Consider the following 25,567-nt stretch of genomic DNA (forward strand, 5'->3'; position numbering starts at 1 on the left):
TGATGACCTGACCGGCGCCGCGCATGGGGCGGGGTTCGCCGACAGCGCCCACCTGACCCGCACTACCCGTGAGATGTTCGGCCTACCACCCTCGGTGCTCAGCCGGCACGTGTCCTGGGACCTCGACAGCGGGTAGCCGAATCGTTCAAGCGCTGACACGGCGCCGGCCGCGACGATCAAGGACATGAGTACGACTTCTTCTCCGACATCGACGGCGATCACTGCGGTTCAGGCGATGGCCCGCTACGGCTACGTGCCGTTCATGCTGCTCGGCCTCAACGGCGCGGGTATCGCCATCGCCGCCGCCGGCGCCCCGAAGTATTGGCTGCTGGTCGTTTTGGCGGTGGCGATCGCAACGGCGTTCTTGGTGGAGCGGATCATCCCGTATGACCCCGAGTGGAACCACGACCGCGCCGACGGCACCCGCGACCGCATCCACGTCGCGGTCAACGAAACCCTCATCCTGGCCAGCGTCGCCGCGATCCCGCTGCTGGCCGCGATCGTCCCCGCGCCCCAGCTGTGGCCGCACAGCTGGCCCTTCGTCGCTCAGGTCCTCGCCGCGATCCTGGTCGCGGACTTCGGCATTACCGTGGTGCATCTGGCCAGCCACAAGATCGGCGTGCTGTGGCGCTTCCACGCGGTGCATCACAGCATCACCCGCTTCTACGGCCTCAATGGCCTGATGAAACACCCCCTGCACCAGACCGTGGAGATGGCCGCCGGGGTGGCACCCCTGATCCTGATCGGGCTGCCCGTCGATGTCGCCTCTGCGCTGGCCTTGTCGGTGGCGATCCAGCTGCTGCTGCAGCACTCCAACGCCGACTACCGCATCGGCCCCGCCAAGTACGTCCTGGCCCTCAACGAGGGCCACCGCTTCCACCACCTCAAATGGGCCGGCATCGGCGACGTCAACTTCGGGCTGTTCACTCTGGTGTGGGACCACCTCATGCGCACCTATTCCTATGACCCCGCACGCCGCTTCGACTCCACCCAGCTCGGCATGGCTGCCAAACCCGACTACCCCAGCAGCTACCTGCGCCAGATGGTCTATCCGTTCACCGCTGGCGGCGGCTGCACCCTCAAGTCCACGGCCACACCCGGCGACGCGCCGGGATTGGCACCCCACCCCGCCTCGAAGTATCGCTGCTGACCGGCTATCATCGTCATATGGCGATGAATAGGGCGGATGGCTGCCTCACTGGAACCACCTCGGGGAGTTCGAATTTGGATGCCGCGGTGGCGTTGTTTCACAGTCTGTCCGATTCGGCGCGGTTGGCGATCGTGCGCCGCCTGGCTGATGGGGAGGCCCGTGTGGTCGACCTGATCGGGGAGCTGGGCCTGGCGCAGTCCACGGTGTCGGCCCATGTGGCGTGCCTGCGGGACTGCGGTCTGGTCACCGGCCGCCCCGAAGGCCGGCAGGTGTTCTACTCGCTGACCCGTCCCGAGCTGCTCGACCTGCTGGCCTCGGCCGAGACGCTGTTGGCGGCCACCGGCAACGCCGTCGCACTGTGCCCCAACTACGGCACCGACTCTGGCATCGACGCGACGACCCGTACGCAGGAGGCTCGGCGATGAGTGATGCATGCGGCTGCGGCAACGACGAGCCCCGCGGCGCCGAGGAGCAGGAGCGTGAGCCCGAGCGGCTCTGGCAGATCAAGGAACTGCAGTTCGCCGCCATCTCGGGGGTGTTCCTGCTGGCAGCGGTGATCGCTGGGTTCCTTGACGTGACCGAGCCGGTCGTCGTGGCGCTGGAAGCGGTGGCGCTGTTGGCCGGCGCCTACACCTTCGTGCCGTCCACCCTGAAGCGGCTGGTGAAGGGCAAGATCGGGGTCGGCACGCTGATGACCATCGCCGCGGTGGGCGCGGTGATCCTCGGCGAGGTGGGTGAGGCCGCGATGCTGGCCTTCCTGTTTTCCATCAGCGAGGGACTGGAGGAGTACTCGCTGGCCCGCACTCGCCGCGGTCTGCGCGCGTTGTTGTCGCTGGTCCCCGACGAGGCGACGGTGCTGCGTGACGGCGCCGAGAAGACCGTGGCGCCTGCGGATTTGCGGATCGGCGACCGGATGCTGGTCAAGCCTGGTGAGCGTGTCGCGACCGACGGCATCGTCCGCCACGGCCGCACCGCACTCGATGTCTCGGCCATCACCGGCGAGTCGGTTCCCGTGGAGGCCGGGCCTGGTGATGAGGTGTTCGCCGGGTCGATCAATGGCACCGGGGCACTGGAGGTGGAGGTCAGCACCACCGCTGAGGACAACTCGCTGGCCCGCATCGTACGCATCGTGGAGGCCGAGCAGTCCCGCAAAGGCGCCTCGCAACGTTTGGCCGACCGGATCGCCAAACCCCTGGTGCCCGGGATCATGATCGTCGCCGGGCTGATCGCGGTGATTGGCAGCCTGCTCGGGGACTCGGCCACCTGGATCGAACGTGCTCTGGTGGTGCTGGTCGCCGCCTCACCGTGCGCCCTGGCGATCTCGGTGCCGGTCACCGTGGTGGCTGCCATCGGCGCCGCCAGCAAGCTCGGCGCGCTGGTCAAGGGCGGCGCCGCACTGGAAGGGCTGGGCAAGATCCGCGGCGTCGCACTGGACAAGACCGGCACGCTGACCGCGAACCGGCCCGCCGTCATCGACGTGGCCACCACCAACGGTGCGACCCGCGAGCAGGTGCTCGATGTGGCGGCGGCCCTGGAAGCGCGCAGCGAGCACCCGCTGGCCGCGGCGATCCTCGCCGCAGCCGATGACGTCATCCCTGCCACCGACGTCGAGGCCGTCACCGGCGCCGGACTCACCGGCCACCGCGACGGGCACACGCTTCGCCTGGGCCGGCCCGGCTGGCTAGACCCCGGCCCACTCGCCGGTGATGTCACCCGGATGCAGCAGGCAGGGGCCACCGCGGTCCTCGTCGAAGACAACGGTCAGGTGATCGGTGCCATCGCCGTGCGTGACGAGTTGCGCCCCGAGGCCGCCGAGGTGGTCGCCCGGTTGCGCCGCGACGGCTATCACGTGACGATGCTCACCGGCGACAACCACGCCACCGCCGCTGCGTTGGCCCGCGACGTCGGGATCGAGGCCGTGCACGCCGAGCTGCGGCCCGAAGACAAGGCGCGGTTGATCGAACAGCTCCGCGCCCAACGGCCCACGGCGATGGTCGGCGATGGCGTCAACGACGCTCCTGCGCTGGCCACCGCAGACATCGGTATCGCGATGGGTGCGATGGGCACCGACGTGGCGATCGAAACCGCCGACGTGGCGTTGATGGGCGAAGACCTGCGCCACCTGCCCCAAGCGTTCAGCCATGCGCGCCGGGCGCGGCGGATCATGGTGCAAAACGTCGGCCTGTCCCTGGTCCTGATCATCGCGTTGGTGCCGTTGGCACTGTTCGGGGTGCTCGGGCTGGCCGCGGTGGTACTGGTCCACGAACTCGCCGAGATCGTGGTCATCGCCAACGGCGTGCGAGCCGGACGCACCACACCGCTGGCCGCCGCGCCGATCGACCCGGCAATCAGCCATACCCGCGCGGCGCCAGTGGGCGCGCCGTCGTGACCGCCGGCCACACCGGCGTGGTGGTGGCTAGGTGGCGGGTCAGCGACACCGCAGACACGGGGGCAGGCGCATGATCCTGTCGTCTGTTCTGCCCGCAATTGGCCTGTTCATCGTCACCAACATCGACGACATCATCGTGCTCTCGTTGTTCTTCGCCCGCGGCGCGGGACAACGCGGAACAACGGCCCGGATCACCGCAGGGCAATACCTGGGATTTGCGGGGATCCTCGGGGCGGCGGTGCTGGTGACGCTGGGTGCCGGGGCGTTCCTTCCCCCAGAAGTCATCCCGTACTTCGGGCTCATACCCCTGGCCCTGGGACTGTGGGCGGCCTGGCAAGCCTGGCGCGGCAACGATGACGACGACGATGACGATGACGGCAAGGTTGCCGGCAAGAACGTCGGTGTCTGGACCGTCGCAGCAGTCACCTTCGCCAACGGCGGGGACAACATCGGCGTTTACGTTCCGGTCTTCTTGAGCGTGGGACCGGCGGCCGTGGTGGCCTACTGCGTCGTCTTCCTCGTGCTCGTCGCAGTCCTGGTCATCGCCGCCCGATTCGTCGCCACCCGCCGGCCGATCGCCGAAGTCCTCGAACGCTGGGAACACGTCCTGTTCCCGATCGTCCTGATCGCCCTGGGCATCTTCATCCTGGTCAGCGGCCTCGCCCTTGAGAACTAGGCAGTCACGAATCACCGGCACTGCACAGTCAACGTGCTCGTCGAGACCGTCAACGTGGTCGTCGAGAGGAGTCCTTCATGCATAGCCTCAGGCGATCTGTCGCCGTCGTGGCAGCCCTTGTCGTCGCGACAACCTCGGTCACCGGCTGCAGCACCGGCGACGGCGCTGTGGCGCAAGGCGGGACGTTCGACTTCGTCTCCCCGGGCGGTCAGACCGCGATCTTCTACGACCCACCCTCGACACGGGGCACCATCGGCGATCTCACCGGACCAGATCTATTCACCGACGAACCGATCCGGCTGTCGGACTTCACCGGGAAGGTGGTCCTCATCAACGTGTGGGGCTCCTGGTGTGCGCCGTGCCGCACCGAAACTCCGGAACTCGAAACGGTGTACGGCGAATATCGCGACCGCGGCGTGCAGTTCCTCGGTATCGACGTCCGCGACAACCGCAACACCGCACGCGATTTCGTCACCGACCGCAACGTGCAATATCCCTCCATCTTCGACCCAGCAATGCGCAGCCTCATCACGCTGGGACGCACCTATCCCACCAGCGTGGTACCCACGACGATGGTCCTGGACCGCCAGCACAGGGTCGCCGCGGTCTACCTCATGGCACTACTGGCCGAAGACCTACGGCCGCTGCTGGACCGGCTGACCACCGAGCCCTGACACCTCACAGACAGCAGCTGGCAGTGCCCGGTCGCCCCGTTTACCTGCTGGTCAAGGCTGCGGCGAGGTCGTCGGGGATGGACATCGGTGTCATCAGCCCTGCCGTGACGCGGCCGGTGTTGCCGACGGGATACCGACCGGTGATCGACCCGGGGGCGGCGACAATGAGGCGCAGCACCTGCCCGAGTGCTTCGCGGCGGTCGCGCTGGCGCACGGCCAACACCAGCATGGCGGCGTGGTTGCCGGTGTGCAGCCACGGATCTGGCTGCGACACGATGTGAGCCCGCTCCAAATGTCGCCACCGCACCAGCGAATCGTCGGCTTTCCCTGCCGCGTCCATCTCGCCTCGATACACAAGGCGGGCCTGCGCACTGATCCTCGGCATCACACTCACGCTCCTATCCTGCGGTCGGCAGCTCGGGCATCGCAGCAAGACTGCTACCGAGACCAGCTGCAAAACTGTTACTTGTCAACGCTTTTCACGTCCGCCCGGAAGTCGGCCGCGGACTGCGGGCTACAGCAAGCATCAGCCACGATTCGGGCTTTCTCCAGCAACCGCGGCCACACCGGTCAGCACCGCTGCCGTCAACTGTCGCCCGCGCTCGGTCAGCCGATACATGACCAACTTCCCCTGGCGCGTGCTCCTCACGCTCTTCGTCATCGCGGTCGCAATGGTGGGGACCGTGGTGTTTCTCTCCGTTCGCGACACGGACTCAGCTCCCGACATCGCACTTGACGGGTCACCAGCCGGGCAGACGGTCAGGGAGAACAGTCACCGGCTCAACTCAGTACCCGACAGCGAGGTCTATTTCGTCGAGTTCCTCGACTTCGAGTGCGAAGGCTGCCGGGCGCTCTATCCCGCGGTCGAGCAGCTGCGCGCCGAGTACGGCGACCGGGTGAACTTCGTGCTGCGCTATTTTCCGCTGCGATCCCACTTCAACGCCGAACGCGCCGCACGCGCGGTGGAAGCCGCCGCCCAGCAAGGCCAACTCGAAGCCATGTACCGCAAAATGTATGAGACACAAGCCCAGTGGGGCGAAAAGCAGATCCCCGCCGATGACGTGTTCCGCGGCTTCGCCCAACAGCTGGGCCTGGACATGGCCGCCTTCGACGCCACCTACAACCACCCCGCGACCCTGGAACGCATCCAACTCGACATCGCCGACGGCACCGCACTCGGCGTGCAGGGAACTCCCACCTTTTTCATCAACGACGAACGGATCCAGCCCCGCAGCTACGACGACCTGACCACCGCACTCGACCAGGCCTTGGAACGTGGATAGGGCCACTGTCTCGTTTTCTAGCAGGACGCGCGAATATAGAGCCCCGGTTTCACAAGCCGTCAATGAGTCGATCAGCAGCCCGGCGCCGCAACGCCCCGGTCAGCTGTGTGACCGTCGGCAACCCCATCAGGCCCGCATCGGTCTGGTACAGCCGGCACGCCAACTCGGTCACCGGCAGCACATCGTCAAAAGCGTCTGTGCCATCGAGGAGGATGGTTGGAGAGCCCGCGAACGGCAAGGTCGCCGCCTCTTTGTCCGTAGTGACTCGCCGATAGGTGATCTCGACGTCAACCAGTCCTGCTGCTGCCGCGTCCACACGCGCACCGGCTTCCTGCCAGTTCGGGCATCCGTCGAAATAGAGAATCTCCACTCTCATGTGCCAATTATGGACGTCATCGCTAAGGGATCACCCCCAATCAGGGACATCTCCGCACCCCACCCTGAATCTCGTTTCTAGAGAAACGAGACGGCCCCGCGCGTCCGATGTGACGCTTGCATAGCCCCAGGTCGCGCTGTCTCATTTCCTGTCTCACACCGCGTGTCTCAGATCCTCGATGTCGGAAGGCAATGAGACGGTAGCTGGTGTGACAACGATTCTCGGGTACGCCCGCGTGAGTACCGCTGGCCAGGACCTCGATGCACAGCTGGCCGCGCTCGCCGCCGAGCGCGTCGAAACCAGCCACATATTCACTGACAAACTCTCGGGTGGGGTGGGCACGGACCGGCCGGGCCTTGCAGCCCTGCTGCACTACGCCCGCGAGGGCGACACCGTGGTTGTCACCGCCATCGATCGGCTCGGGCGCTCCGTCGCTGAAGTAACCCGCACCATCGCCGAGCTTGGTGAGCGCCGAATCCTGTTGCGTTCCTTACGTGAAGGCATAGATACCGGCACACCAACAGGCCGGGCCGTCGCCGCCATCATGGCCACCCTGGCCGAGCTTGAACTCGAACTCGGCCGTGAGCGCCGTGCCGCTTCTCGGGACTCCAGGCGAGAGCGCCGCTTGCCAGCCACTAAGCCCGCCAAACTCACCTTCGAGCGACAGCAACAGCTCCGCCGTCTCGCCGCAACCGGAGAGCCCGTCCATGAACTCGCCAAAGCATTCGGCATCAGCCGAGCAACGGCATACCGGTACCTCTCCGGGCCCGCAGACAACCCCGCACTGGAGTCGACGCAACCATGAATCTGACAGAGCTGGGCGCGGCCCTTGGCCCCTTCTTCGATGTCGCAGGCAGCCCTTCACATAATCAGCTCCGCGCCGCGTTCACCCGCCACGGCCTCAGTCATCTCGACCCGGCGCCCGAAGGACGAACACAGAACGGGACTCACCTGGGCAAGATGAAGCGAATCCGACATGTCTTCGCCTCACCGGCAGCACACACCATGACCGCGGGATTACCGCTAGCCCGAGAACTTGTGGCGCTTTGTCGTGCTCACGGGGGCTTTAACCCCAACAGCGAGAGTTATGCCGGCAGCGGAAGAGTGACCCAGCTCGCCCAGGCCTTCGCTCCGCTCGGGTTCACGCTCGACCCGGACGGGTCGGTACGACAGACCGTTATCGATAACCTCAGCGGCACCGAACTCACTGCCGAACTGCGCAGTTACGTCAACAGAATCAACCACAACCCCGGCGATGCCCCACTTCAAGTTGGCACTGGGAAAGAACTCGACGAAGCCACCGCCCGGCACATCCTGACCGAACTCCGGGGCGACTACTCGGTGTCGCAGAACTTCCCCATGACATTGGCAGCCGCGTTCGATGCGGTCGACTTGGCTATTCCGACCGTTACGCTCTCAGACTTCGATCAGGACCCGCACCGCGCGGTGCATCAATGCCTGTTCCTTCTGTCCACAGCAGTCAATCGACTCCGAAACGACGCCGGCACTGGCCACGGACGACCCGGACAACCACGCAAGACCACCGCGTTGACCCCTGCGGAAGCCCGCCTCGTCGCTCGCGCAACTGCACTGGTTGCGGGAGCGCTGTTGGACAAACTCGACGGCGACTGAGGTGCCGCGCGGGTGCGTCTAAAACCGTCATTTTAGACACACCCACCGCCACCTGCACTGACTTGCCAGGTGTTATCTATAGGCAACAGACCTGCGGAAAGTCGCCCTTCCGAATGTGCCCGCGGCAGTGGCCCGGTGTCACTCACCCGCGATACCGTCGTGACATGACCATGAGGTACCGGCGGCGTCACCGCACCGGCATCACCGCCGCCACGGCGGCGTTCGTGGTCGCAGTCGGTGCCGTAGTGACCAGCGGCCTGGCCTTGGCCCATCCGATCGAACCGAGCCAGCACACGGTGAACGTGGTTCCCTCGCCGCCACCCACGTACAGCAGCAGCGACACCCAGGCCGCTAAGGCGGCGGCCTGCTCGGCGTGGGATCGGGCGGCACGGTCGACGGCGCGGGCGAGTAGAGCTAGCGCCGAGGCGATAGAGCAGAGCTGGACAAGCCCGGAGAGCCGCGCCGCATTGGCCACGGAGAAACGTACCGGCATGGCCGCGGTCTCGTACCTGCGCACGCAAATGTCTGACGCCACACCAGCTTCGACAGCAATACCGCTGCACGGCTGGATGGCGGCCAACATCGACATGTTGCACGCGCTAAACATGCGGCACTGGGACGAGGCCGCTCGTGAACTAAAACGCGGTAACGAATTGATCGATGTCATCACGTTCGAGTGCGGGTTGCGCTGATGCCTGCTGTCGGAGGGTCTGCGGGATCGTATGGGCGGCTGATCGTTACGCCGGATATGGAGCCTCCGGACGCTGCTCATTGGGACGCCCAGGAGCAGACCTACCGGGCCGGTGCGACGTCGTGGGATGGGATCCACCAGAAAATCGTGACGGACAACGCGGAGTTTCGCGATGCCGCGGATTCGCAGGGTTTCGACGAGGCGCACCGGGCGGGCGCGGTACTGGCCGAGGAAGCCAAGACGATCGCTGAGTGGCACGACAAGTGCGCCAACAAGTGCGCCGATATCGCCACGGTGCTGCGCGATACACGCGCCGGTCAAGAGCAGCTCGTCCGCGAGGCAGACGCCAAGATCGCGAGCGCGAAACTCCCAGGCGAAGCCGAAGCGCTGGTGACTCAGTACCACGGCATAGCCCGGTACCAGACCGAGGCGGGAGTAACCGCCGCAATGGCCTCCCACACCGCTTTCAAGGCGAGCACCGAAAACACAAGGGCACTCGATCTTTTGACGAAGTGGGGCGATGCTCCTACCGCTCCACCAGTCCAGCCCGTCGACCACACGTCGCCGGGAATCGAACAGGATGAAAACCCCTACCGCTACACCGAAAAGCGTGAAGCCGGGGCCGACGCACCCGAGGCTGTGGCCGACGCGCCGACAGATCCGGCAGGTACGTCAACCACGCAGCCTGGAGTTAGTCCCGGCATCAAAACGGCCGCAGGCGGCGACGAGGCGATCAAGGCCGCGACCGGACCGGTGACGCAGCCGACGCCTGGGGTGACTTCTTCGCCAGCGGCCTCAGCGCTCGGCGGTGGCGGTATGCCGTCGATGGGCGGTATGGGCGGCGGCGGGATGGGCTCCGGTGGTGTACCGAAGATGCCCGGCGGCCTGGGAAGTGGCGGCGCGCCGGGTATGGGGTCTAATCCGCTGGGTAGCGGTCTGGGCCAAATGCCCGGTGCCGGAAGCGGATTGCCGAGCGCGGGTGGGGTACCGGGCGCTGGCACTGGAGCCGGATCGCCTTTGTCATCTGCGTTCAACCAGGGAATGGCGACTACGGCGGGCATGGGCGGCGGGGTGCCGTCTGCACCGCCGCCCGCTCCGGCGAGTCCGTCACCGGCCTTGTCGGCGGGCGGGCCTGCGCCGGTTTCGGCGGCTCCTGGCGGTGGGGTGTCGCCGGCCTCGGCGCAGTCGGGCATGGTCGGCCCTGCCGCCCCTGCCGCGACTCCTACCGGAGCTGGAATGGGTACCGGCGGGGGTGCGCCGATGATGCTTCCCCCGGGCTCGATGGGGCCGCCAGCGGGGGCTGTTCCGCCCCCCGCGACGATGCCGGCCGGAACGGTCAGCGCTGCCAGCGCTCCATCGGCTTCGCCGCCGCCATCTGGTGCGGGTGCGGGCGCGACGTTGATTCCAGCGAGTGTGGTGGCCGCGGGGCAGACGGCGGCGGCTCGTGAGCGGCGCGAGTCGGCCGACGCCGCGGCGGCCAAGGAGCTGGCCTGGAAGCTGCAGCACGCGGCTCAGGCGGTCAACTATCCGATCGAGTGGGCGGTGGGGATCTTCCGCTCGCCGAGCGGCACGGAAACTGTCATCACCTCCAATGACGGTGCGAGCTACATCCCCGCGGGGGTGTTCGTTCCTCGATCTGTTCGTGTGCTGGCCACAGATCCGTTGGTGGATGACCATTTTCGGCAGCTCTGGTTTGGCTGGTCTGATCCATCACGGGTCCTCGTCGAGTACGCGCAGCTGCGCGACGAGCTGGGCTGGCGTCTGGTCGCCGCAGCGACCACGGTCGGAGTGAGTGCGCTGCGCGACGCCGGGGTCGAGCATCCACCGTCCTGCACACGTCAGACCAACCCGCTACTGCAACCTGGCGTCCAGGCCCCCGCACCGGTCTTGGACGGGATGCACGTACACCGTCTGGCGGCGCTGTGGCCGGAGGTGTATCCGCGGCTGCTGCGGGTCATGGATACCGACCCGATGCTCCAAGACAGGATCGTTTCGCGGGTCAGCGCGTCGTTGGTCAACTCGGCCACCACTCAGGCCCAGGCCGTCGAGGGGGGCATTCCGAATGCGGTGCGCGCGATCTGGCTGACTCGCGGCGGGGACCTTGATCCCAGCCCTCAGCAGTGGGCTGAGTACGACGCCGCGGCCAAAGACTTCAACACCGTTACCTCGATCTTCCGACCCGGCTTCGTGGGCCAGTCTGACCCGAGCGACACCGTTGAGGAGTTGGCGCGGTATCGGGCGCACTGGCTGGTGGCCCGTACCGCTGAACTGATCGGCGGGTGGGCCACACGCCCACTGCCGCTCCCCGATATGTGCTACGCCGCGGCCGCCGCCGGCGACGTCCATCTTCGCGACGTCATCGTCAAAGAGCTGACCAGTGTCGAGGAAGACTTGGGCGAACGATGACGACCGATGATGACTTTCTGATCGACGCGGAATATCAAGGCGTGGAGCTTGGCACGCGTCATGCCGATCTGGCGGTCTTCGTTGCTCGGGCAGCTCAGTGGGCCCGAGCGTTTTGCACTCCCATCCCGGATGACAGCGGACACGATGTCGATTTCGACTACCCGTTGGTGTCGCATGCCGTCGTCCTGGAAGGACTGCACGTTCGGCTGGCAACGGCGATGGCTGCGTTGGTGACCTCGATGGCTCCGCGCCCCGATGCTGAGATGCACGTCCCCGCGGCGGCGGCGGTGGGATCTGATGCGCGGGCGCTGGGCTCCCCGGTGACGTATTTCGATGGCGTCGACTTCGTTGTGGGGTTGGAGCCGCACAGCCGTTATCGGGTTACTCATCAAGCTCTTTGGCGTGAGTCAATCGGATACGCGCGAAAATTCTTGGCCTCGGTGCAGACGTCGACCGTCGAGCTGAGCTGGTACGCCGATGCGGTGCAAGAACTCCTCGACGAGGCGTTCAACACCGTGCGGGACGCCTACGCAGCTGCGGTGGCGGCGACCTACGGCGGCATGTTCGCGGCACTGGCCGGCCCTGGTATGTCCGACGTTCTCATCTCCTGCATGCAAGATCTGACCCGCGCAGGGTTCGACGACTCCCATTGCGAATCGGCGCTCAGCAGACTCGAAGTAAATTTCCCTGCGGCTGTGTCGAAATGTCGTGCCAGACAAGATAAGTGGCAACCGAACGCTATCGCCAACCAGTAAGCACCTGACCCGCGTTAGTCGATGTCGAGGCCGTGTCCGCGGTCCCGGCCTCGGCTTCGATCGCGTGTGGGGGGATTGGTGCGGATCCGCCAGCTGCGGGCGGCCACGACACGGTGACGCTCGGCGTCAGCCGCCAACACCGGATCGTTGATATCCGTTGCAGGGGATGGTCTTTCATCCCACGGCAGGGCGAGTCCGTCGAGGAGTCGTCGGGCGTTCCCGGGCTCGCCGCTGTCGATGAGCAGGAGCCGGCCGTGGGCGGGGACCAGGGCGGTGGCCACGGCCGCGAGATGTGCAGGGTTGGCTGTGGCGGCGTCCTCGACGAGGACGATGGCTCCCGCGGGTGCTGGGTGGTCGTGCAGGCCTTTGGCGAGCTGGGCGAGGCTGACTCGACCGGGCTGAGGTGTGGCGCTGATACGGGCCAGGTTTCGGCCGGCGGCGGCGGCCGCGGTGTTGATCGCTTCGGCGAGCTCGGGGGTGTAGTGCTCGGACGACATGGTGGCCACCACGTAGGGCGCGGTGAGCGCGACCGGCGGCGCATCGGTGGGCAGCTGGAGGGGGAGCGGGTTGGCGTGGCGGGTGGCCGCGCCCAGGACCTCGACGAGCGCGCGATCAGATGCATGCATGCGAGCGTGCATGCTGCGCTCCTGTGCGGTGTGGCGTTCGATGCGGTGTTCGCGGCGCAGCCGATTGGTGACAGTGCGGTGATAGCGGCGTAGTTCGGCGACCGGCTGGGGGAGCTGGTCTTCGTCGGCCTCGCGAGCGGCGGCGGCGATGGTGGCGGCGTGGTCGTTGCGGCCCAGGACCCGGCGTAGCGCGGCAGCAGCCTCGCCGGGGGTGCCCCGACGCGCGGTGTGCTGACCGGGGATGGTCTCGGCGTGTTCGTGGTCGCCTTCCCCGGCGCGGGCGTCGTACAGGTGGACGGTGTTGGTGTGCCGGCCGCGGGTCAGGCCGACGTAGGCGATGGCGCGGGTGGCGCTGTCTGCGGAGAGCAGCGTGTGGCAGGTGTCGGCGGTGACGCCCTGGGCGGCGTGCACGGTGACCGCATAGCCCAGGTGGACCTGCTGGCGTAGGTAGTCCCCCGACAGCGCGGCGATTGCGCCGTCGTCGAGGCGTCGCGCCGCGATCCGCCCCTCGTCGGTGTCGACGGCGAGGACCTCCCACCGTTGGCCGTTGCGGATTGGGTCCGCATCGGCGCCACGGTCGGTGCGGGTGGGAATGTCGATGGTGTTTTGCCGGGTGATCACCACGTCACCGGCCGCGAGGCGGTGCCCGCGAGCCGCGCGCACAGTCGGTGCATCCTCGTCGATCCGCTCGGAGTGAATCCGAATGTTGATCGCATCGGCCATCTCCCACCGATCGGCAATGAGCAGTGCGTCCCGGCCGGCCGCGACGTCGGCCTGCCACGCAGCCCGCGCGTCATCGGCCATGGTGACTGCGTCCCCGGTGTGGAGGCGGTCCTGGCGGCGATACCAACCCACGGCGCGACGCAGCGCGGACGAACCCCCCTCACGCACGGCCAGCGAGGCGTCCCGCTCGTCGTGGTCGTGCATCCGCCACACCTCGGACAGTCGTTGCGCCCAGGGCAGATCGGTGACCAGTTGAGCGAAGGTGCCGCCACGTTGAGCGACCGGCGCGAGCTGGTGCTCGTCACCGACCGGCACCACTTTCGTCCCGGCGGCGGTGGCCGCGTCCAGCAACGTGCGCAGGTGTTGGGTGCCGACCATGCCAGCCTCATCGACGATGACCAAAGTGTCACTGTCGAGGACCTCGGTACCGCGCTCGAGCTGACCCAACAACGCATCAAGAGTGGCACCACGATCCCCGGCCTGTTCACGCACCGCCACGTCGACTGCACGCCCGGTCGGAGCGACCACCAGAACGCGTTTCCCGGCGGCATTCGCCGAGCGCCGCAGCGCCCGCAGCGAGTGGGTTTTTCCGGCCCCTGCGGGCGCGCTGAGAGGCTGCACGAGCCGCTCTGAGGTGGCGATGGTGGCGATGGCCCGGGCCTGATCCGGAGACAGTCCGGCGGTGTCGACAGAGGACAGTGCGGCGCGGGTGTCGCGGCGGCCCATCAGCTCGACGATGGTGCGTTCTTCAGCGACCAAATCGGCTGCGGTGTAGCGGATCGACCCTTCGCGTTGATGGGCGGCCCGCTCGTTTCCGATGCGCAGTGCGACATCATCGGCCAGGCGCTCGATGACCTCCCTCGGGGACGGCCCATCGGCGTCGTCGACCGGCAGGCGAGCGCCGATCGCCTCGACCAGATCGGCGCGGGTGAACGCGGCCTGTTTGAGACCGTGCGCCACCGCGCGACGCACGGCCTCCGCGTAGTCCACACCGGCTTGCTGGCGGGCCTCCCGCGCGGCCAGTTGGGCTTTCGGATTGACGCCGAACGTGCGGTCGTCAGCGGCCCATGCGACACGCAGCGCCGCCCATGCGACACCTTCGGGTTTCCGCGGCCGGGTGGCCTTCTGCGCGGTCGCCAACTGCCCTGCGGAAAGCTCATCGCCGTCGAGGCGCAGATGCCCGGCGGCCCACTCCCGCAGCTGCGTCGCACGCTGCGACCACGACCGCAAATCACCGCGATGTGCCCCCGCGATTTCGGCCATCCCGGTGCGTGGATCAACCTCGCCCCACTCAATGCTGAGCATGCGCGTCAGCTCCCGGCGCAAGGTGGCTTGATAGATGATTCCCGCCGCCCGTGCTTCGTGGTAAAGGCTCGTTCCATCCAGCGATACCAACGTCCCGTCGGCGCGGGCTTGCCGGTTGGAAACCAGTACGTGAGTGTGCAGATGTGGATCCCCGGCGCGGGAGGTTTCGTGCTGAAAATTGGCCGCCACGATCCCCGGCAACCGCACCAGATCTTTCTCTCCGGTGCGTGGGTTATGGACCCGCGTGTAACCCCCATGCTCGGCCAAATACTCCATCGCTTCGGCGATGGCCACGGCGTGCGCGTCCGCGACGGCTTTGGCTGTCACATCGTCACCGAGAGCACGCATCAGCGACACGCTCTTTGGTGCACAAAACGTCAAGTCATAGCCGTGCACAGAGGCACGTTTTCCGAACGCCCGCCCGGTCGCCCCGCACGGCGATTCGCCGTCATTGAGCCAGCGCGTCACCGCATCCAAATTGGCGCTCTCACCGTTGCCGCCAACGCCCGTCAATTGCATCGCAGTCGACACGTCGCGGCCGGCGGAAAGCCACACCGGCAACCGCGTCTCTGCCTCGCTGTAGTACTCGCCCAAACCGCCACCCGAAGAACGGGATTCCAGCGCGGCCGCGGCCGCCGAGCGCGCGGTGTCGACGTAGTACGACACCGACCACTGGCCGAGCTTGGAGATTGTCAGCACCGCGCCGAAACCCTCCCGCCCTCTGGACCACCGCCGCTTTCGCGGTAGCGCGCCCCCGGCGCGCTACCGACGAGCCTCGCACACTTTGTGCAAATGTGCCATGTCTTTAATCTTTGTCTTGGAATCTGTAAAGTGGGGTGCGCGCTGGCTGGAGTGAAGAGTGGCGGTGCGAATGGGTCGAGTGGGTGAAGGTGGAAGAGGGAGAGCGCACGTAAAGGAAGCTGAGGCAGTGCGGAAAAGGTGAGCAGGGAACGACGAAGATGGGTGGTTGGAGACGCTGAATTTGGCGTCTCGCCCGAAACGTCAGCGCGCCGTTTCGCGACCACTAGGCGCGTCGTAGACCAGGCGGCCAGCGGTGCACTCGTCGCGCCGCCGTGCCGCGCCTCCAACGGCATGCCGTCGCGGTGTCGCTGATCGTGCGTTGGGCGTGCGGTTGGTGTGCCCACTGCGGGTGCGTTGTGCGCTGTCGGTGAGCACGCGGCGGATCTCTTCTCGGGCCGCAGCGATCCGAGCACGCGACGCCTCGGTGAGCACCACCGGTCGCGGCGTCTGGTCGATGCTGACGGCGGCGGAGCCGCCGTCCTTTGTCGGGGCCTCGGGGGGTGACCAGGACAGCCGACGTAACCGGCTGTGCAGGAACGCGCCAGGATTGGCGATGTGGTCGGGCCAGGTCAGCCCTCGGGCGCGCATGTCGGCGTTGAGCTTGTCGTTGACCGCGCGGGCTGACCACACGTCGGGGTCGATGCCGGCGGCGGTGAGCGCATCGCAGATGGCGCCGATGTGGGCGCGGTCCAGGCCGTACGTGATCGCGACGAGTCCAGCGGCAAGCCGCTGGACGGCCAGCGGCCGTGCGGTGGTGCGTCGCCATGGCCGTGCTTGTCGAGTGTTGTCGCAGATTCGGTTGGCGGGCGCGCTTGCGCGCTCGCTTGGTGAGTAACTCCCTACGGGAGAAGAAAGACCAACACCGCCTGACGGCGGTAGGTGGAAATCGTGCACAACTGGACGCGTCACGGGACGGACTTCGCGGCGCGGCACCAGGTGGTACACCGAGGGTCTGCGGCCGATGCTGGGGGTGTTTGTCGAGCCGTGGCCACGCTGCGCCTCCACGGCCCATTTGGACACCCGTAGGACCCGCCAGGCGGTGGTCACGGTGCGCACGTCGCAACCCACCTTGTCGGCGATTGTCGCGCGTGTGGCGGCGACGTGGCGGCCGGTGGCGTGATCGGCGTGCTCGGCCATCACCGTGGCGATCGACAACAGCGTGGCCGAGGTGATCGACACGCGTTCCTCGGCGCACAGCTGGCCCAGTGCCGGTGAGTGCGCCCACTGGCGCAGACCGTCGAGCCAGCCAGCGCGGCTGGTCCACATTGGTGCGCGTGGGGCGCAGGCCCCGGCGCGCTGCACCCATTCGCGGCGTCGTTCGTTCGCCAGTGCGCGCACGACATGCGGGCTGGGAGCAGCAGGAGCTACAGATGAGCCGAGCGGTGTCGGCCACGTACTTGCCCGACGTGATCGGGCGCTGATGAGGTCACGATTGGTGCACGAGTTGCGCGGCGTATCTAGTACGTCGAGCAGGCGTGCGCTACCGTGAGAGCTGTCAGCCAAGACAGTCCCTTCGGGGAATCGGGTGCGGACCCCGAACCGAGCGCCAACTCGGTTCAAAACCTCGACAAGGGCCTCGCTACGGCGAGGCCTTCGTCATGTCAGTGGGTTTCCACACACCAGCTATTCAGATGTCACATCTGCCAAGCCCTCTGCCGGTCCAAGCAAAGTTTTCGAGGCCCTGGCGCGTGTCGTCACATCGCCAGTGGCAGGACCTCCTTGTCGAGTTCACGGACGGCCTCAGGATGGCCAACCGCAATGGCAAGGAGGTCGGCCGAAAGTTGGCTGACGCTGGTGCCGCGTTCCGCGGCCATTTCACGCAGGCGGGCATACACGGGTGCGGCAGCACGAACTTTGATCTGCTCGCGCTGACCTTTGTGCGGTTGGGCCATGCCGACGATCTTGGTGCAGAGAAGGTGCCGTACCTGGTACCGACACGCCAAACGTCCCGAACTGGCCTGAGAGCGTTGCGCGTTCACCAGTCGTCGTCGGCTTCGATGAGTTCGTACAGCTCGGTGCTGAGGACCTGGCGCACCGCCTGGGCGCGGGCCTGAGCCCGCAACGCGGTTTGCGTCGACAGGTTCGGGAGTTGGCCGCCGTGGCGGCGTGTCCAGTCGTGAATGCTGCGCTCCCCCAAGGTCGCGGCGTCGGCGCGGGCCATCCAGGTGATCTTGTCGACCTCGGCGTCGATGAAGTCCGCTCGTTGGGCGTCGGTCCATTCCTCGGGTAGCCCGAGGTCGGTGGTGTAGACCGTTTGGACCGCGCGGTGAACTGCCGGATCGGCCGGTGGCGGCATGGCCTCGGACATGCAGGCGTGGACGCGGCGAGGCCGCGCGGTGCGGGTTGGAAAGCGGCGCATTCAGCCGGTCTCAGGACGGGCCTATGGCTCGAAGTGCGAGCGGAAGCCTTCGAGCCAGTCCGCGCGCGCGTAGCCGTTGAGGTTGGCCGGAACCCACGTCTCGGCGTCGGCGGGATCGTCTGCGTCTCCGCTGGCCACCCGCTCGTGGGCTTCGAGGTAGCCGGCAGTGTGCATGTCCTCGGACTGGGAAAAGACGGCCTGCATGGTGTCCAGGTTCGTTTTGAAGTCTTCGTAGGCGGCGCGGCGCTCGGCGTCGGTGGTGTAGTCACCGCCGTATCGCTGCAGCCATGCTTGCCAGTGCTCAGGAGAGCCTGGCTTCGGCGGCGTCGCGGGCGCGTTCACGTGGGCCACTTTAGGCCGCCGTACCGACGACGAGCGGGTTCGGAGCGGCATAGCTGCACCGTCCGACCAGCATGTCCAAGAGTGGGGCGCTGTTCGACGCGGGCCCATCGATCACCGCCTGCAGAACCCGCTCAAGGGCGAGATCGGTGGCCGGCGCATCCTCCAGGAGCAGGTCCAGAAGCTCCTCTGCGGCGGGCGTGTTGAACGGATTGGCCATCAGCTGTGCACACAGCGCGCGGACCTGGGACGTGAATTCCCGGACCGCACTCACGTCGTCTTGAACCATTCGTAGCGTTTCCATGCCACCACTGTAAGAGCGTGCGTGCATACATGCAAGCAACGTGCGTGCAGCAGGCGTTTTGGCATGCATGTAGAATTGCGTGCATGTCTGATTCGACTGGGGACGCTATCGACGGCGGCGCGGCCGCGGCCGAAGTCAGCAGCGCGCTGCCGCTACGCAAGCGGCAGCAAAAGGTGCCGTTGAACACCTATGTGCGGCCAGGTACGCAGCAGCGCATTGAGGTGATGAAGGACCGCGGGTACGCGGTCACCGACATTGTGGATGCGGCGCTTAACGAGTTCTTGGACCGGGCCGGCATTCCGCAGTCCGAATAGCAGCTTTACTCCCCATTTCAAGCGATCAGTTTTTTCGCCGCTTCCTCGTAATGGCCCCGTTTGCGCGGTGGGTGGTGGCTGTCAAGGCTCGACCGTGGTCGACCGCGCAGCGGCGGTACGGCCTTGACGGCCACCACCCACCGTTTCGCCACAATCGAGGCCGAGGAAGACATAGGTGCGATGCGTCGTTGAAACGCTTAAGCGTTATAGCGCTATAACGCTTAAGCGTTGTTGTCATTAGGCGCGTTTTCGGCCGGGGCCGCTGTGGGCGGCGGCGCTGCGCTGTAATTCGGCGACGACTTCGGCCGGGGTGAACTGTTCGGCGAGCCGGTTGAGGGCCAGGCGCACGACGGCGCTGCGGGTGGCGTCGACGCGAGGTTTGGCCGTGCGGGCCGCGGCCCGCACGGTTTCGAGGTAGGCGTCGGTGGGCTCGTCGAGGTAGATCGACGCTTTGGTGAGGTCGGTGCCAGCGGGCGGCACGGCCGCTTGCGGCGGCGGTGGTGGCGGCTGCTCAACGGGCGGGGTAGCCGGTGGCGGCGCGACAGGTTCGGGCATCTGCACGGGGGTGCTGCGGGGCTGGTGGCGCGGTGGCGGCAGGGTGCGGCGCGACGTGGCGGTCTTGGTGGTCCGCATAGCGGCTAGCGAGTCCAGTCCGTCAGGCATTGACGTACCCCTTAACGAAGTCGCTGAGGTTGCCGAGCGCGTCCGCCACCTTCTGAAGCGACTTGGCCGGCGGGGTCTCGGCAGTGATGGCCATACGCTTCTTTCGAGTACCGACGTGCAGCGCTGTGGGTATTGGCGGTGCGACCTGTACCGGTGTTCCGGCGATGATCCGGCGTAGCCGCTCGATCTCGGGGGCCGGCGGCGTGGTGGGCACGAAGTTGGGAACCAGCACCAACGGGTAGTCGGCGATCTCATTGACCAGTTCCTCAGTCGCGTCGAGTTCGGCCGTGCGCAGCGCTGTCGGGGCCAGCACGATGTTGGCGACTGACATCGCACCGTGAGCTGCCGGGCTGGCGCCGGGGTGGGTGTCGACGACGATCCAGTCGGTGCCCCATTCTTCGCCCCATTTGGTGAGGGCTTCGGCCATGGTGTTGGCGTCGGGTTGATGGTCGTAGAGGTCGGGATGACCGGGGACAAGGGTGGGCTTTTTGAACCCGCGCATGGGCCGGGGCGCGGGAGCGCCTGGGTGCAGGGCTTCCAGAAGACGGGCACGTGGATGGTCCTGGGGCCGATACCCCCACTTGGCGGTTACTCCCCCGCCGTCGTGCTCGAGGTCGACGAGGACGGCGCCCAGCAGATAGGCAAGCTCGTATGCGAGGAAGGATTTGCCCACGCCACCCTTGCGGGAGTGGCAGACAGCAATGTTGGTCGTCACACTTTCAATTATAGCGCTGTAACTCTTTAACGCTTAAGTGCTACAGCGTTTTAATGTTTTAGCACTACACCGTTAAAACGTCAGCGAGCGGCAACGCGGTAGGCGCTGCGCAACCCCAAAGCTCCGTTGCTCAGTTCGCCAATGACCGCGCTCGCGCCGTCCAGGAGGGCGCGTGCACCCCTTCCCTGTAGACCTGCGTGCACCCAAACAAGAATTAATGACGGGTGCCGAGACCCCGCAGGAAAGGATTTGATCCGGATGTACGCAATCGTCCCGTTCGGGACTGTGACGAAGGGTTGCGCATGCTGACCGCCTGGGCTGATGAATCCGGGTCGCGTCCAGACCTCGATCCTGGTGCGTACCTGCTGGCTGCGACGTTGTGCGATGACAACGATGTTGCGGAGATGCGCAAGACGCTCGACGCCCTGCGGATCGGTGAGGCGAAGTTGCATTGGCATGGCAGCAGCGCTGAGCGCCGTGTCGAGCTGGTCGCGGCGGTGGCCGGCCTTCCAGTCACCGGATTCGTCGTGGTTCACGTCGACAAAGACGCTGATGACCGCCGACATCGGCGAAAGTGCATGGAGTTCCTTCTGCCGCACTTGGCGTTGATGCCGTGCTCGACGATCACCTTCGAATCTCGCGGCCAGCTCGACGCCAGCGACCTCGACATGCTGCAGAAACTGCGCTCGCGCAAAGTTGTCGAATCGACGGTACGGATTGAGCACTCGATAGGCCGTCACGAGCCGGCGCTGTGGGCCGCGGACATCGTGTGCGGGGCCGTGGTCCAGGCCCGGATCGGTAACCAGACCTATCTCGACATGCTCGGGAGTGCCGTCGAACTCCACACGATCTGACGGGTGCGGGTTGGTCTTGGATAGATCGGTTCGTTGCGGAACACTCGGTCCTGGCCGTAGACTGGCCGCGTAGCCAGCCCATCGAGGTGGGTTTGGAAGTGAGCCACAGGATTACTCGCCGGACGACGAGGCCTGTGGCTCGCGTTCTTTCTAGGGTCAGCGAGAACAGGCATTGACCATCGTGTCAGCTATTTCTCGTACCGTGGCTGACCATGACAGATGCAACACAGAGGCAGTACGACGAGGCCGTTAGAAGGCTCAAGGTCGCCGAAGAGGCGCTCGAAGTAGCGCTGGAATATCAGACTGATCCCGAAGACGGTGCCGCCCGTTGGGCGAAGGTGCGGGCTCTGCAGGCGCAGGCTCAGTTGCACGTCTTGCACAGCATTTCCTACGACCTGAGCGACATCCGCGGCGCGATCGAGGAGTCGGCTTAACGCCGTCAGAGATCCTTTTTCTCCCACTCGGCCAGTTCCGCCTCGGGCAGTGGAGCGTCGAACGCTTCGGGAATCGAGATGTTCAGCCGGGGTGTGAGTTCGCGATGGTCGGACGGCGTGGCATCGGCTGTAGCCGCGTCCAGGGAGCGGTAGACGCTGGAGCGGGATATGCCGAGGGTGCGGGCGATTTGGGCGCGGGGGGTGCCGGCCTGGTCGAGGGCTTGGGCGGCGGCGATGGTGCCAGCCATGAGGCCTGGGCGGCCTGGGTGGCGGCCGGCGGCGGTGCGTTCGGCGGCGATGGCTCGCTCGAATTCGGCGACAGCGCCGAAGACGTGGAAGATGAGCCGCCCGCCGGGGGTGGTGGTGTCGATGGCTTCGGTGAGGGAGCGCAGTTCGATACCGCGGTCCTGGAGGTCGTCGGCGATGGTGAGCAGGTGGGGGAGCGAGCGGCCGAGCCGGTCGAGCCGCCACACCATGAGGACGTCACCGCGGCGGGCGTAGTCGAGCAGGGCGGCCAGCTCGGGGCGGTCGTCGCGAGCACCGGACATGCGGTCTGTCCAGATCCTCTCAGCTCCAGCCTCCGTCAGTGCCTTTGTCTGCATGGCGGGGGACTGGTGCAGCGTGGAGACGCGGGCGTATCCGAGCAGTGTCACCGGCAGGTCCTCTCGGGCTGGGTGAGTGGTACGGGATTTCAGACCCAACCGGGCCGCTTGCGGCCCAGGGCGGGAGCCTTCTTGTGTCTTTAAGGGTGTCCCCGTTCCTCACGGTCTGGGACATGATTCTGGGACACGCGACTGACGGTTTTGTCCAGGTCACAGATCCCGTGTTCGCCCTGTCGCTCAATAGGTCGTTAGGCCGACTTCTGCGCGGCCGGGGGACGGCCCCCGAGCTAGCCGCGGCGTGACGGGTGGACCCGAGCCGCGGCGATCTGCTCCAGCTCTTCCAGGGACAGCAGGTAGGCCTTTCGGTGGTACCCGCGGTCACGGTTTGCCTTGATGCGGCGGTGCTCGGCGAGCATCCGCGTGTACTCGTCTAGCACCGGGGAGTGCGAATTTCCGCCATCGTTGCGGTCGAGTTGCGGCCGTAGTTCGGGCCACTTGCCGTCGCCCATCAGGAACTCGACGTAGCTGGCCATGCGGCTTTCAAGCCGGTGGTTGCCGTCGAAGCCCTCGAACTCCAGCTCGTGACTCAGCTCCTCGCTGACGGGAGTCCCCTCTTTTTCCAGCTCCTTGATGCTGAACGTGATCATGCGGAACATGTCGAGGATGTCCAGTACGCGCTCGCAGTCTCGCTTGGACAGCTCGGTGCGGAAGCCGGCGACCTCCCGCCAATACTCCGTGGTGAAGCCCGACTCAATGACCTGGGCGCTCTTCAGTTGGGAACGCGGGTCGATCTCGCTGTCGTCTTCGGGCACCACGTGCGCGAGGATCCGGTGGAGTAGCGAGAGCACCTGTCGGTCGGCGATGCGCATGGTCGTCGGTGCCGGTAGGTCGCCTTGGTCTTCGTCTTCTTCTGGCTCGTACCCGGGGACGATTGCCGCCATGACCAGGTTGCGGACGTACTCACTGACGGTGATCCCCTCTTCGTCAGCCATGTCCTTGAGCTGATCGCGGACCTGGTCGTCTACTCGGATATTCAAGACGGCCATGCCGCCTCCCTTCGGGTTGATGTATGGAGCGTATGACGATCATCGTAACACTGTCATCCACTATTACGCGGATGACAGTGGGGCGCCCTCGGCGCCGATGCTTCGGGGATGGTCCGCGTAGGATTAAGTGCATACAGGCCGGTGTGACGTGTAGCGCGTACCCGGTTAAAGCCAGGAAGAGCCCGGTATTCGGTCCTTGCGACCGACCCGGGCTCTTTGTTTTGAACAGTGTTACCTGCGGCTCCCTGGCCTTGAGGCCAAGGATGCGCCTGCGCGCCCGGACGGCCACCGTCAGCCGCCCCTCACGCTCCCCACGCTTTAAATGTGGCGGGCGTGACGGTTGGGGCGGAGGCGCCCCAGCCCGGGCAGGAAACGACCAACTGTGGCGGTGTAGCGGTCGTAGGGTTCGCCGTGGAGTCGGTGTAGGTGGGGCTCTTCGATCAGCCGTACTTGCGTCTGGATGCCGGTGAGGGTGAGTGCCCAGCCGATGAGTGCGACGAGGTTGGGGACCATGAGCGCCAGGCCGAGGAACGTGACTAGCACCGCGGTGAAGATGGGGTTGCGCACCCACGCGAACGGGCCGCTGGTGACCAATGCGGTGCGTTCACTTTGGTCGACCCCGATCCGCCAGGACGCGCCCAACGCCATCTGCGCACCGAAGGCGCCCAGGATGCCCAGGACCGCCAGGACCACGCCGAGCACGTGAATGGGAGGGTGCTGGAGCACGCTCACCGGCGGTAGCCCCAGCCAGTGCGCCAGTGGGCCGCCGACACCGACGGTGAGGTAGCCGATGTCAGTAGCGGTGAGCGCCGACCAGCCCAGCGAGCCGCGCGGTGACAGCGTGCGCCGGTGGCCACTGCCACCGGTGCGGTGCCGCTGGATGAGGGTGCGCAGCGCCCCCGCGAGCAGCATCATGACCACGAACAGGGCCAGCGCGGCGGCGGCCATCATCGCCCACCGCCCGCAGCGAGTGGCTTGGCGGCGACGCCGAGCAAGTAATCGCCCTGGATGCGGGTCACCGATCCGATGATGATCAGACCCTGCTGGCCCAACTCGTCGAGGAAGTCCTCGGCGGCGAACCGGTCATCGGCGGGGTGGTCGAACAACCGCCGGTAGGTGGGGCGGTGGAGGGCGTGGGCGGTGACTTCTTCGAAGTAGAACCGCCCGCCGGGGGTGAGCACTCTGGCGGCTTCGGCGACCGCGGCGCGCCAGTCGGGGATGTGATGAATGATCCCGAAGTCGAACACCGCGTCGTAGCTGCCGTCATTGGCGTTGAGCACCTCACGCAGATCGGTGGCGCTGCCGGTAGCCAGATGTACCCGGTCGCCGTAGGGGGCGAGGCGGACTCGTGCCCGCTCGATCATTGCCGGGTCCAGATCGATCGCGTCGACCTGCGCGGCGCCGAACCGCTGCAGCACCAGCTGCGAGCCGTAGCCCGACCCACAGCCAATCTCGACAGCTCGACTACCCGGGAGGAGCCGACCCCCGAAGCGCAGCAGCGTCGGCACTTCATAGAGGCGCTGCAGCCAGCGCCGAGGAGCCGAGTTGATCAGAGCTGTTTCTGCCCGGTTCATCAACACCGCAGACTCCTTCCACTCAGTAGCGGTTGCCACAGCGTCCGAATGATCGGCTTTCTTGGGTGGCATCGCCGTTTAACGATCTGTACTAGACGCTATCATCGTCTAGTGGCGATGAATAGGTCTGGCGGTGATGCAGCTGCCGGACCGCGCTGGAGCGGCGCGGCGCTGCTGCGGCCGGGGGTGCTGGCCTTCACCGGCTCAATCGGCCCCACCGACGCCCATGCCCACCATGCCGTTCAGATCATCACCGCCACAACGGCGTTGACGGTCCTCGACGGGCACGGCGCGCGTCACCGAGGCACGAAGGTGGTCGTGCCCGCCGACGCGCTACACCGGATCGAGGTCGGCGCCCAGGAGGGCACCGTGGTGTTCCTGGAGCCGGAATCCGCGCCCGGCCGGGCCGCACACTCCCGCGCCGTCCGCTCCGGCTGGACTGTCACCCCAGTGCTGAGTTCTTCCCGTCGACGAGCGCTGGCGACGGTGGTCAACGAGCTGATCGCGCACCTGGCGCCCACCACTGCCGACTACGGCACCGCGGCGCGGCATCCCGCCATCGAGGACGCGTTGCGGCTGCTGCCCGACCTGGTGGCGGCGGGCCCGGTCAGCGGCACGGAACTAGCTGCCCAGCTTGGTCTTTCGGCGAGTCGCTTGACCCATCTGTTCACCGAGCAGGTCGGCATCCCGCTACGGCGTTACGTGTTGTGGACGCGCTTACGCATCGCGATCACCCGCGTGCAGGCCGGTGATGACCTGACCGGCGCCGCGCATGGGGCGGGGTTCGCCGACAGCGCCCACCTGACCCGCACTACCCGTGAGATGTTCGGCCTACCACCCTCGGTGCTCAGCCGGCACGTGTCCTGGGACCTCGAC

31 protein-coding genes are annotated in these 25,567 nt (G+C 66.5%); 16 read left to right on the plus strand and 15 right to left on the minus strand.

Annotated features, from left to right (window positions below):
- The 6 genes from LOK44_RS29315 to LOK44_RS29340 all read left to right on the plus strand — a co-directional run.
- Positions 1-136, plus strand: a 136-nt coding sequence (locus LOK44_RS29315) for a helix-turn-helix domain-containing protein (RefSeq protein ID WP_237573625.1), incomplete at its 5' end; no start/stop codon positions are given.
- Between the two features lie 48 nt (positions 137-184).
- A complete protein-coding gene (locus LOK44_RS29320; protein WP_232173263.1) occupies positions 185-1,150 on the plus strand; it encodes a sterol desaturase family protein in 966 nt (321 codons plus the stop codon).
- Positions 1,151-1,167: 17 nt separating this feature from the next.
- The gene (locus LOK44_RS29325; RefSeq protein WP_237573620.1) at positions 1,168-1,575 is read left to right on the plus strand and encodes an ArsR/SmtB family transcription factor; all 408 of its coding nucleotides are present in this window, start codon (positions 1,168-1,170) and stop codon (positions 1,573-1,575) included.
- Positions 1,572-3,539: a heavy metal translocating P-type ATPase gene (locus LOK44_RS29330; RefSeq protein ID WP_232173265.1), complete on the plus strand. Its 1,968-nt coding sequence runs from the start codon at positions 1,572-1,574 to the stop codon at positions 3,537-3,539. The genes LOK44_RS29325 and LOK44_RS29330 overlap by 4 nt, the downstream gene beginning before the upstream one ends.
- Before the next feature lie 70 nt (positions 3,540-3,609).
- Complete coding sequence (locus LOK44_RS29335; protein WP_232173266.1) at positions 3,610-4,215, plus strand: cadmium resistance transporter; 606 nt, start codon at positions 3,610-3,612, stop codon at positions 4,213-4,215.
- Positions 4,216-4,292: 77 nt separating this feature from the next.
- Positions 4,293-4,889, plus strand: coding sequence for a TlpA family protein disulfide reductase (locus LOK44_RS29340; protein WP_232173267.1), 597 nt, complete (start codon positions 4,293-4,295; stop codon positions 4,887-4,889).
- Between the two features lie 40 nt (positions 4,890-4,929).
- On the opposite strand, the gene LOK44_RS29345 is transcribed toward LOK44_RS29340, so the two are convergent.
- Positions 4,930-5,274: a DUF3703 domain-containing protein gene (locus LOK44_RS29345; RefSeq protein WP_232173268.1), complete on the minus strand. Its 345-nt coding sequence runs from the start codon at positions 5,272-5,274 to the stop codon at positions 4,930-4,932.
- 232 nt (positions 5,275-5,506) lie between these two features.
- Between LOK44_RS29345 and LOK44_RS29350 the strand changes: the two genes are divergently transcribed.
- Complete coding sequence (locus LOK44_RS29350) at positions 5,507-6,172, plus strand: DsbA family protein (protein WP_237573621.1); 666 nt, start codon at positions 5,507-5,509, stop codon at positions 6,170-6,172.
- Positions 6,173-6,221: 49 nt separating this feature from the next.
- Here the strand turns inward: LOK44_RS29350 and LOK44_RS29355 are convergent, their stop codons facing one another.
- Positions 6,222-6,548, minus strand: coding sequence for an alkylmercury lyase (locus tag LOK44_RS29355; RefSeq protein WP_232173244.1), 327 nt, complete (start codon positions 6,546-6,548; stop codon positions 6,222-6,224).
- A gap of 208 nt (positions 6,549-6,756) precedes the next feature.
- Here LOK44_RS29355 and LOK44_RS29360 point away from each other — a divergent pair, with 208 nt between their 5' ends.
- Together LOK44_RS29360 and LOK44_RS29365 are read left to right on the plus strand one after the other, a co-directional pair.
- A complete protein-coding gene (locus LOK44_RS29360; protein ID WP_232173245.1) occupies positions 6,757-7,353 on the plus strand; it encodes a recombinase family protein in 597 nt (198 codons plus the stop codon).
- Positions 7,350-8,180: an abortive infection family protein gene (locus LOK44_RS29365; protein WP_232173246.1), complete on the plus strand. Its 831-nt coding sequence runs from the start codon at positions 7,350-7,352 to the stop codon at positions 8,178-8,180. The genes LOK44_RS29360 and LOK44_RS29365 overlap by 4 nt, the downstream gene beginning before the upstream one ends.
- A gap of 187 nt (positions 8,181-8,367) precedes the next feature.
- Here LOK44_RS29365 and LOK44_RS29370 read toward each other — a convergent pair whose 3' ends face one another.
- Positions 8,368-8,673, minus strand: coding sequence for a hypothetical protein (locus LOK44_RS29370; protein ID WP_237573622.1), 306 nt, complete (start codon positions 8,671-8,673; stop codon positions 8,368-8,370).
- Here LOK44_RS29370 and LOK44_RS29375 point away from each other — a divergent pair.
- Genes LOK44_RS29375 through LOK44_RS29385 form a run of 3 tightly spaced genes read left to right on the plus strand, consistent with a single transcriptional unit; the run spans position 8,672 to position 12,032 of the window.
- A complete protein-coding gene (locus LOK44_RS29375) occupies positions 8,672-8,872 on the plus strand; it encodes a hypothetical protein (RefSeq protein WP_237573623.1) in 201 nt (66 codons plus the stop codon). The two genes, LOK44_RS29370 and LOK44_RS29375, sit on opposite strands and share 2 nt — an antisense overlap.
- Positions 8,872-11,277: an EspK C-terminal domain-containing protein gene (locus tag LOK44_RS29380; protein WP_232173248.1), complete on the plus strand. Its 2,406-nt coding sequence runs from the start codon at positions 8,872-8,874 to the stop codon at positions 11,275-11,277. The genes LOK44_RS29375 and LOK44_RS29380 overlap by 1 nt, the downstream gene beginning before the upstream one ends.
- Positions 11,274-12,032, plus strand: a complete 759-nt coding sequence (locus LOK44_RS29385; RefSeq protein WP_232173249.1) for a hypothetical protein — start codon at positions 11,274-11,276, stop codon at positions 12,030-12,032. The genes LOK44_RS29380 and LOK44_RS29385 overlap by 4 nt, the downstream gene beginning before the upstream one ends.
- Before the next feature lie 14 nt (positions 12,033-12,046).
- Here the strand turns inward: LOK44_RS29385 and mobF are convergent, their stop codons facing one another.
- The 6 genes from mobF to LOK44_RS29415 form a co-directional block, all read right to left on the minus strand.
- Entirely contained in the window at positions 12,047-15,385 is a 3,339-nt protein-coding gene (mobF, locus tag LOK44_RS29390; RefSeq protein ID WP_232173250.1) for a MobF family relaxase, read from the minus strand.
- A 303-nt stretch (positions 15,386-15,688) separates the two neighbouring features.
- Entirely contained in the window at positions 15,689-16,753 is a 1,065-nt protein-coding gene (locus tag LOK44_RS29395; protein ID WP_237573624.1) for a rep protein, read from the minus strand.
- Between the two features lie 428 nt (positions 16,754-17,181).
- A complete protein-coding gene (locus LOK44_RS29400; protein ID WP_232173252.1) occupies positions 17,182-17,379 on the minus strand; it encodes a toxin-antitoxin system in 198 nt (65 codons plus the stop codon).
- 83 nt (positions 17,380-17,462) lie between these two features.
- Positions 17,463-17,795 carry a hypothetical protein gene (locus LOK44_RS29405; RefSeq protein ID WP_232173253.1) on the minus strand — a complete coding sequence of 111 codons (333 nt, stop codon included), beginning with the start codon at positions 17,793-17,795 and terminating at the stop codon, positions 17,463-17,465.
- Between the two features lie 72 nt (positions 17,796-17,867).
- Positions 17,868-18,188 (minus strand): hypothetical protein, encoded by a 321-nt coding sequence (locus tag LOK44_RS29410; protein ID WP_232173254.1) that lies wholly within the window; start codon positions 18,186-18,188, stop codon positions 17,868-17,870.
- Positions 18,189-18,198: 10 nt separating this feature from the next.
- Positions 18,199-18,489: a hypothetical protein gene (locus LOK44_RS29415; RefSeq protein WP_232173255.1), complete on the minus strand. Its 291-nt coding sequence runs from the start codon at positions 18,487-18,489 to the stop codon at positions 18,199-18,201.
- An 83-nt stretch (positions 18,490-18,572) separates the two neighbouring features.
- On the opposite strand from LOK44_RS29415, the gene LOK44_RS29420 reads away from it, so the two are divergent.
- Positions 18,573-18,803, plus strand: a complete 231-nt coding sequence (locus LOK44_RS29420) for a hypothetical protein (RefSeq protein WP_232173256.1) — start codon at positions 18,573-18,575, stop codon at positions 18,801-18,803.
- 237 nt (positions 18,804-19,040) lie between these two features.
- Here the strand turns inward: LOK44_RS29420 and LOK44_RS29425 are convergent, their stop codons facing one another.
- Positions 19,041-19,466 carry a hypothetical protein gene (locus LOK44_RS29425; protein ID WP_232173257.1) on the minus strand — a complete coding sequence of 142 codons (426 nt, stop codon included), beginning with the start codon at positions 19,464-19,466 and terminating at the stop codon, positions 19,041-19,043.
- Complete coding sequence (locus LOK44_RS29430; protein WP_232173258.1) at positions 19,459-20,181, minus strand: ParA family protein; 723 nt, start codon at positions 20,179-20,181, stop codon at positions 19,459-19,461. Before LOK44_RS29430 ends, LOK44_RS29425 begins: the two co-directional genes overlap by 8 nt.
- 302 nt (positions 20,182-20,483) lie before the next feature.
- Here LOK44_RS29430 and LOK44_RS29435 point away from each other — a divergent pair, with 302 nt between their 5' ends.
- Entirely contained in the window at positions 20,484-21,035 is a 552-nt protein-coding gene (locus LOK44_RS29435; RefSeq protein WP_232173259.1) for a hypothetical protein, read from the plus strand.
- 212 nt (positions 21,036-21,247) lie between these two features.
- A complete protein-coding gene (locus LOK44_RS29440; protein WP_232173260.1) occupies positions 21,248-21,469 on the plus strand; it encodes a hypothetical protein in 222 nt (73 codons plus the stop codon).
- Between the two features lie 5 nt (positions 21,470-21,474).
- Here LOK44_RS29440 and LOK44_RS29445 read toward each other — a convergent pair whose 3' ends face one another.
- The 4 genes from LOK44_RS29445 to LOK44_RS29460 form a co-directional block, all read right to left on the minus strand.
- Positions 21,475-22,071 (minus strand): recombinase family protein, encoded by a 597-nt coding sequence (locus LOK44_RS29445; RefSeq protein ID WP_308192825.1) that lies wholly within the window; start codon positions 22,069-22,071, stop codon positions 21,475-21,477.
- Positions 22,072-22,358: 287 nt separating this feature from the next.
- On the minus strand, positions 22,359-23,117 hold the full coding sequence (locus tag LOK44_RS29450; RefSeq protein WP_232173261.1) for a YfbU family protein: 759 nt from the start codon (positions 23,115-23,117) through the stop codon (positions 22,359-22,361).
- 318 nt (positions 23,118-23,435) lie between these two features.
- The gene (locus tag LOK44_RS29455) at positions 23,436-24,065 is read right to left on the minus strand and encodes a methyltransferase family protein (protein ID WP_232173262.1); all 630 of its coding nucleotides are present in this window, start codon (positions 24,063-24,065) and stop codon (positions 23,436-23,438) included.
- Positions 24,065-24,691: a class I SAM-dependent methyltransferase gene (locus LOK44_RS29460; RefSeq protein ID WP_232173270.1), complete on the minus strand. Its 627-nt coding sequence runs from the start codon at positions 24,689-24,691 to the stop codon at positions 24,065-24,067. Before LOK44_RS29460 ends, LOK44_RS29455 begins: the two co-directional genes overlap by 1 nt.
- Positions 24,692-24,808: 117 nt before the next feature.
- On the opposite strand from LOK44_RS29460, the gene LOK44_RS29465 reads away from it, so the two are divergent.
- Positions 24,809-25,567: helix-turn-helix domain-containing protein (locus LOK44_RS29465; RefSeq protein ID WP_237573626.1), on the plus strand; the 759-nt coding region annotated here is incomplete at its 3' end.

Source organism: Mycolicibacterium lacusdiani, from assembly GCF_021916785.1.
GTDB lineage: Bacteria > Actinomycetota > Actinomycetes > Mycobacteriales > Mycobacteriaceae > Mycobacterium > Mycobacterium lacusdiani.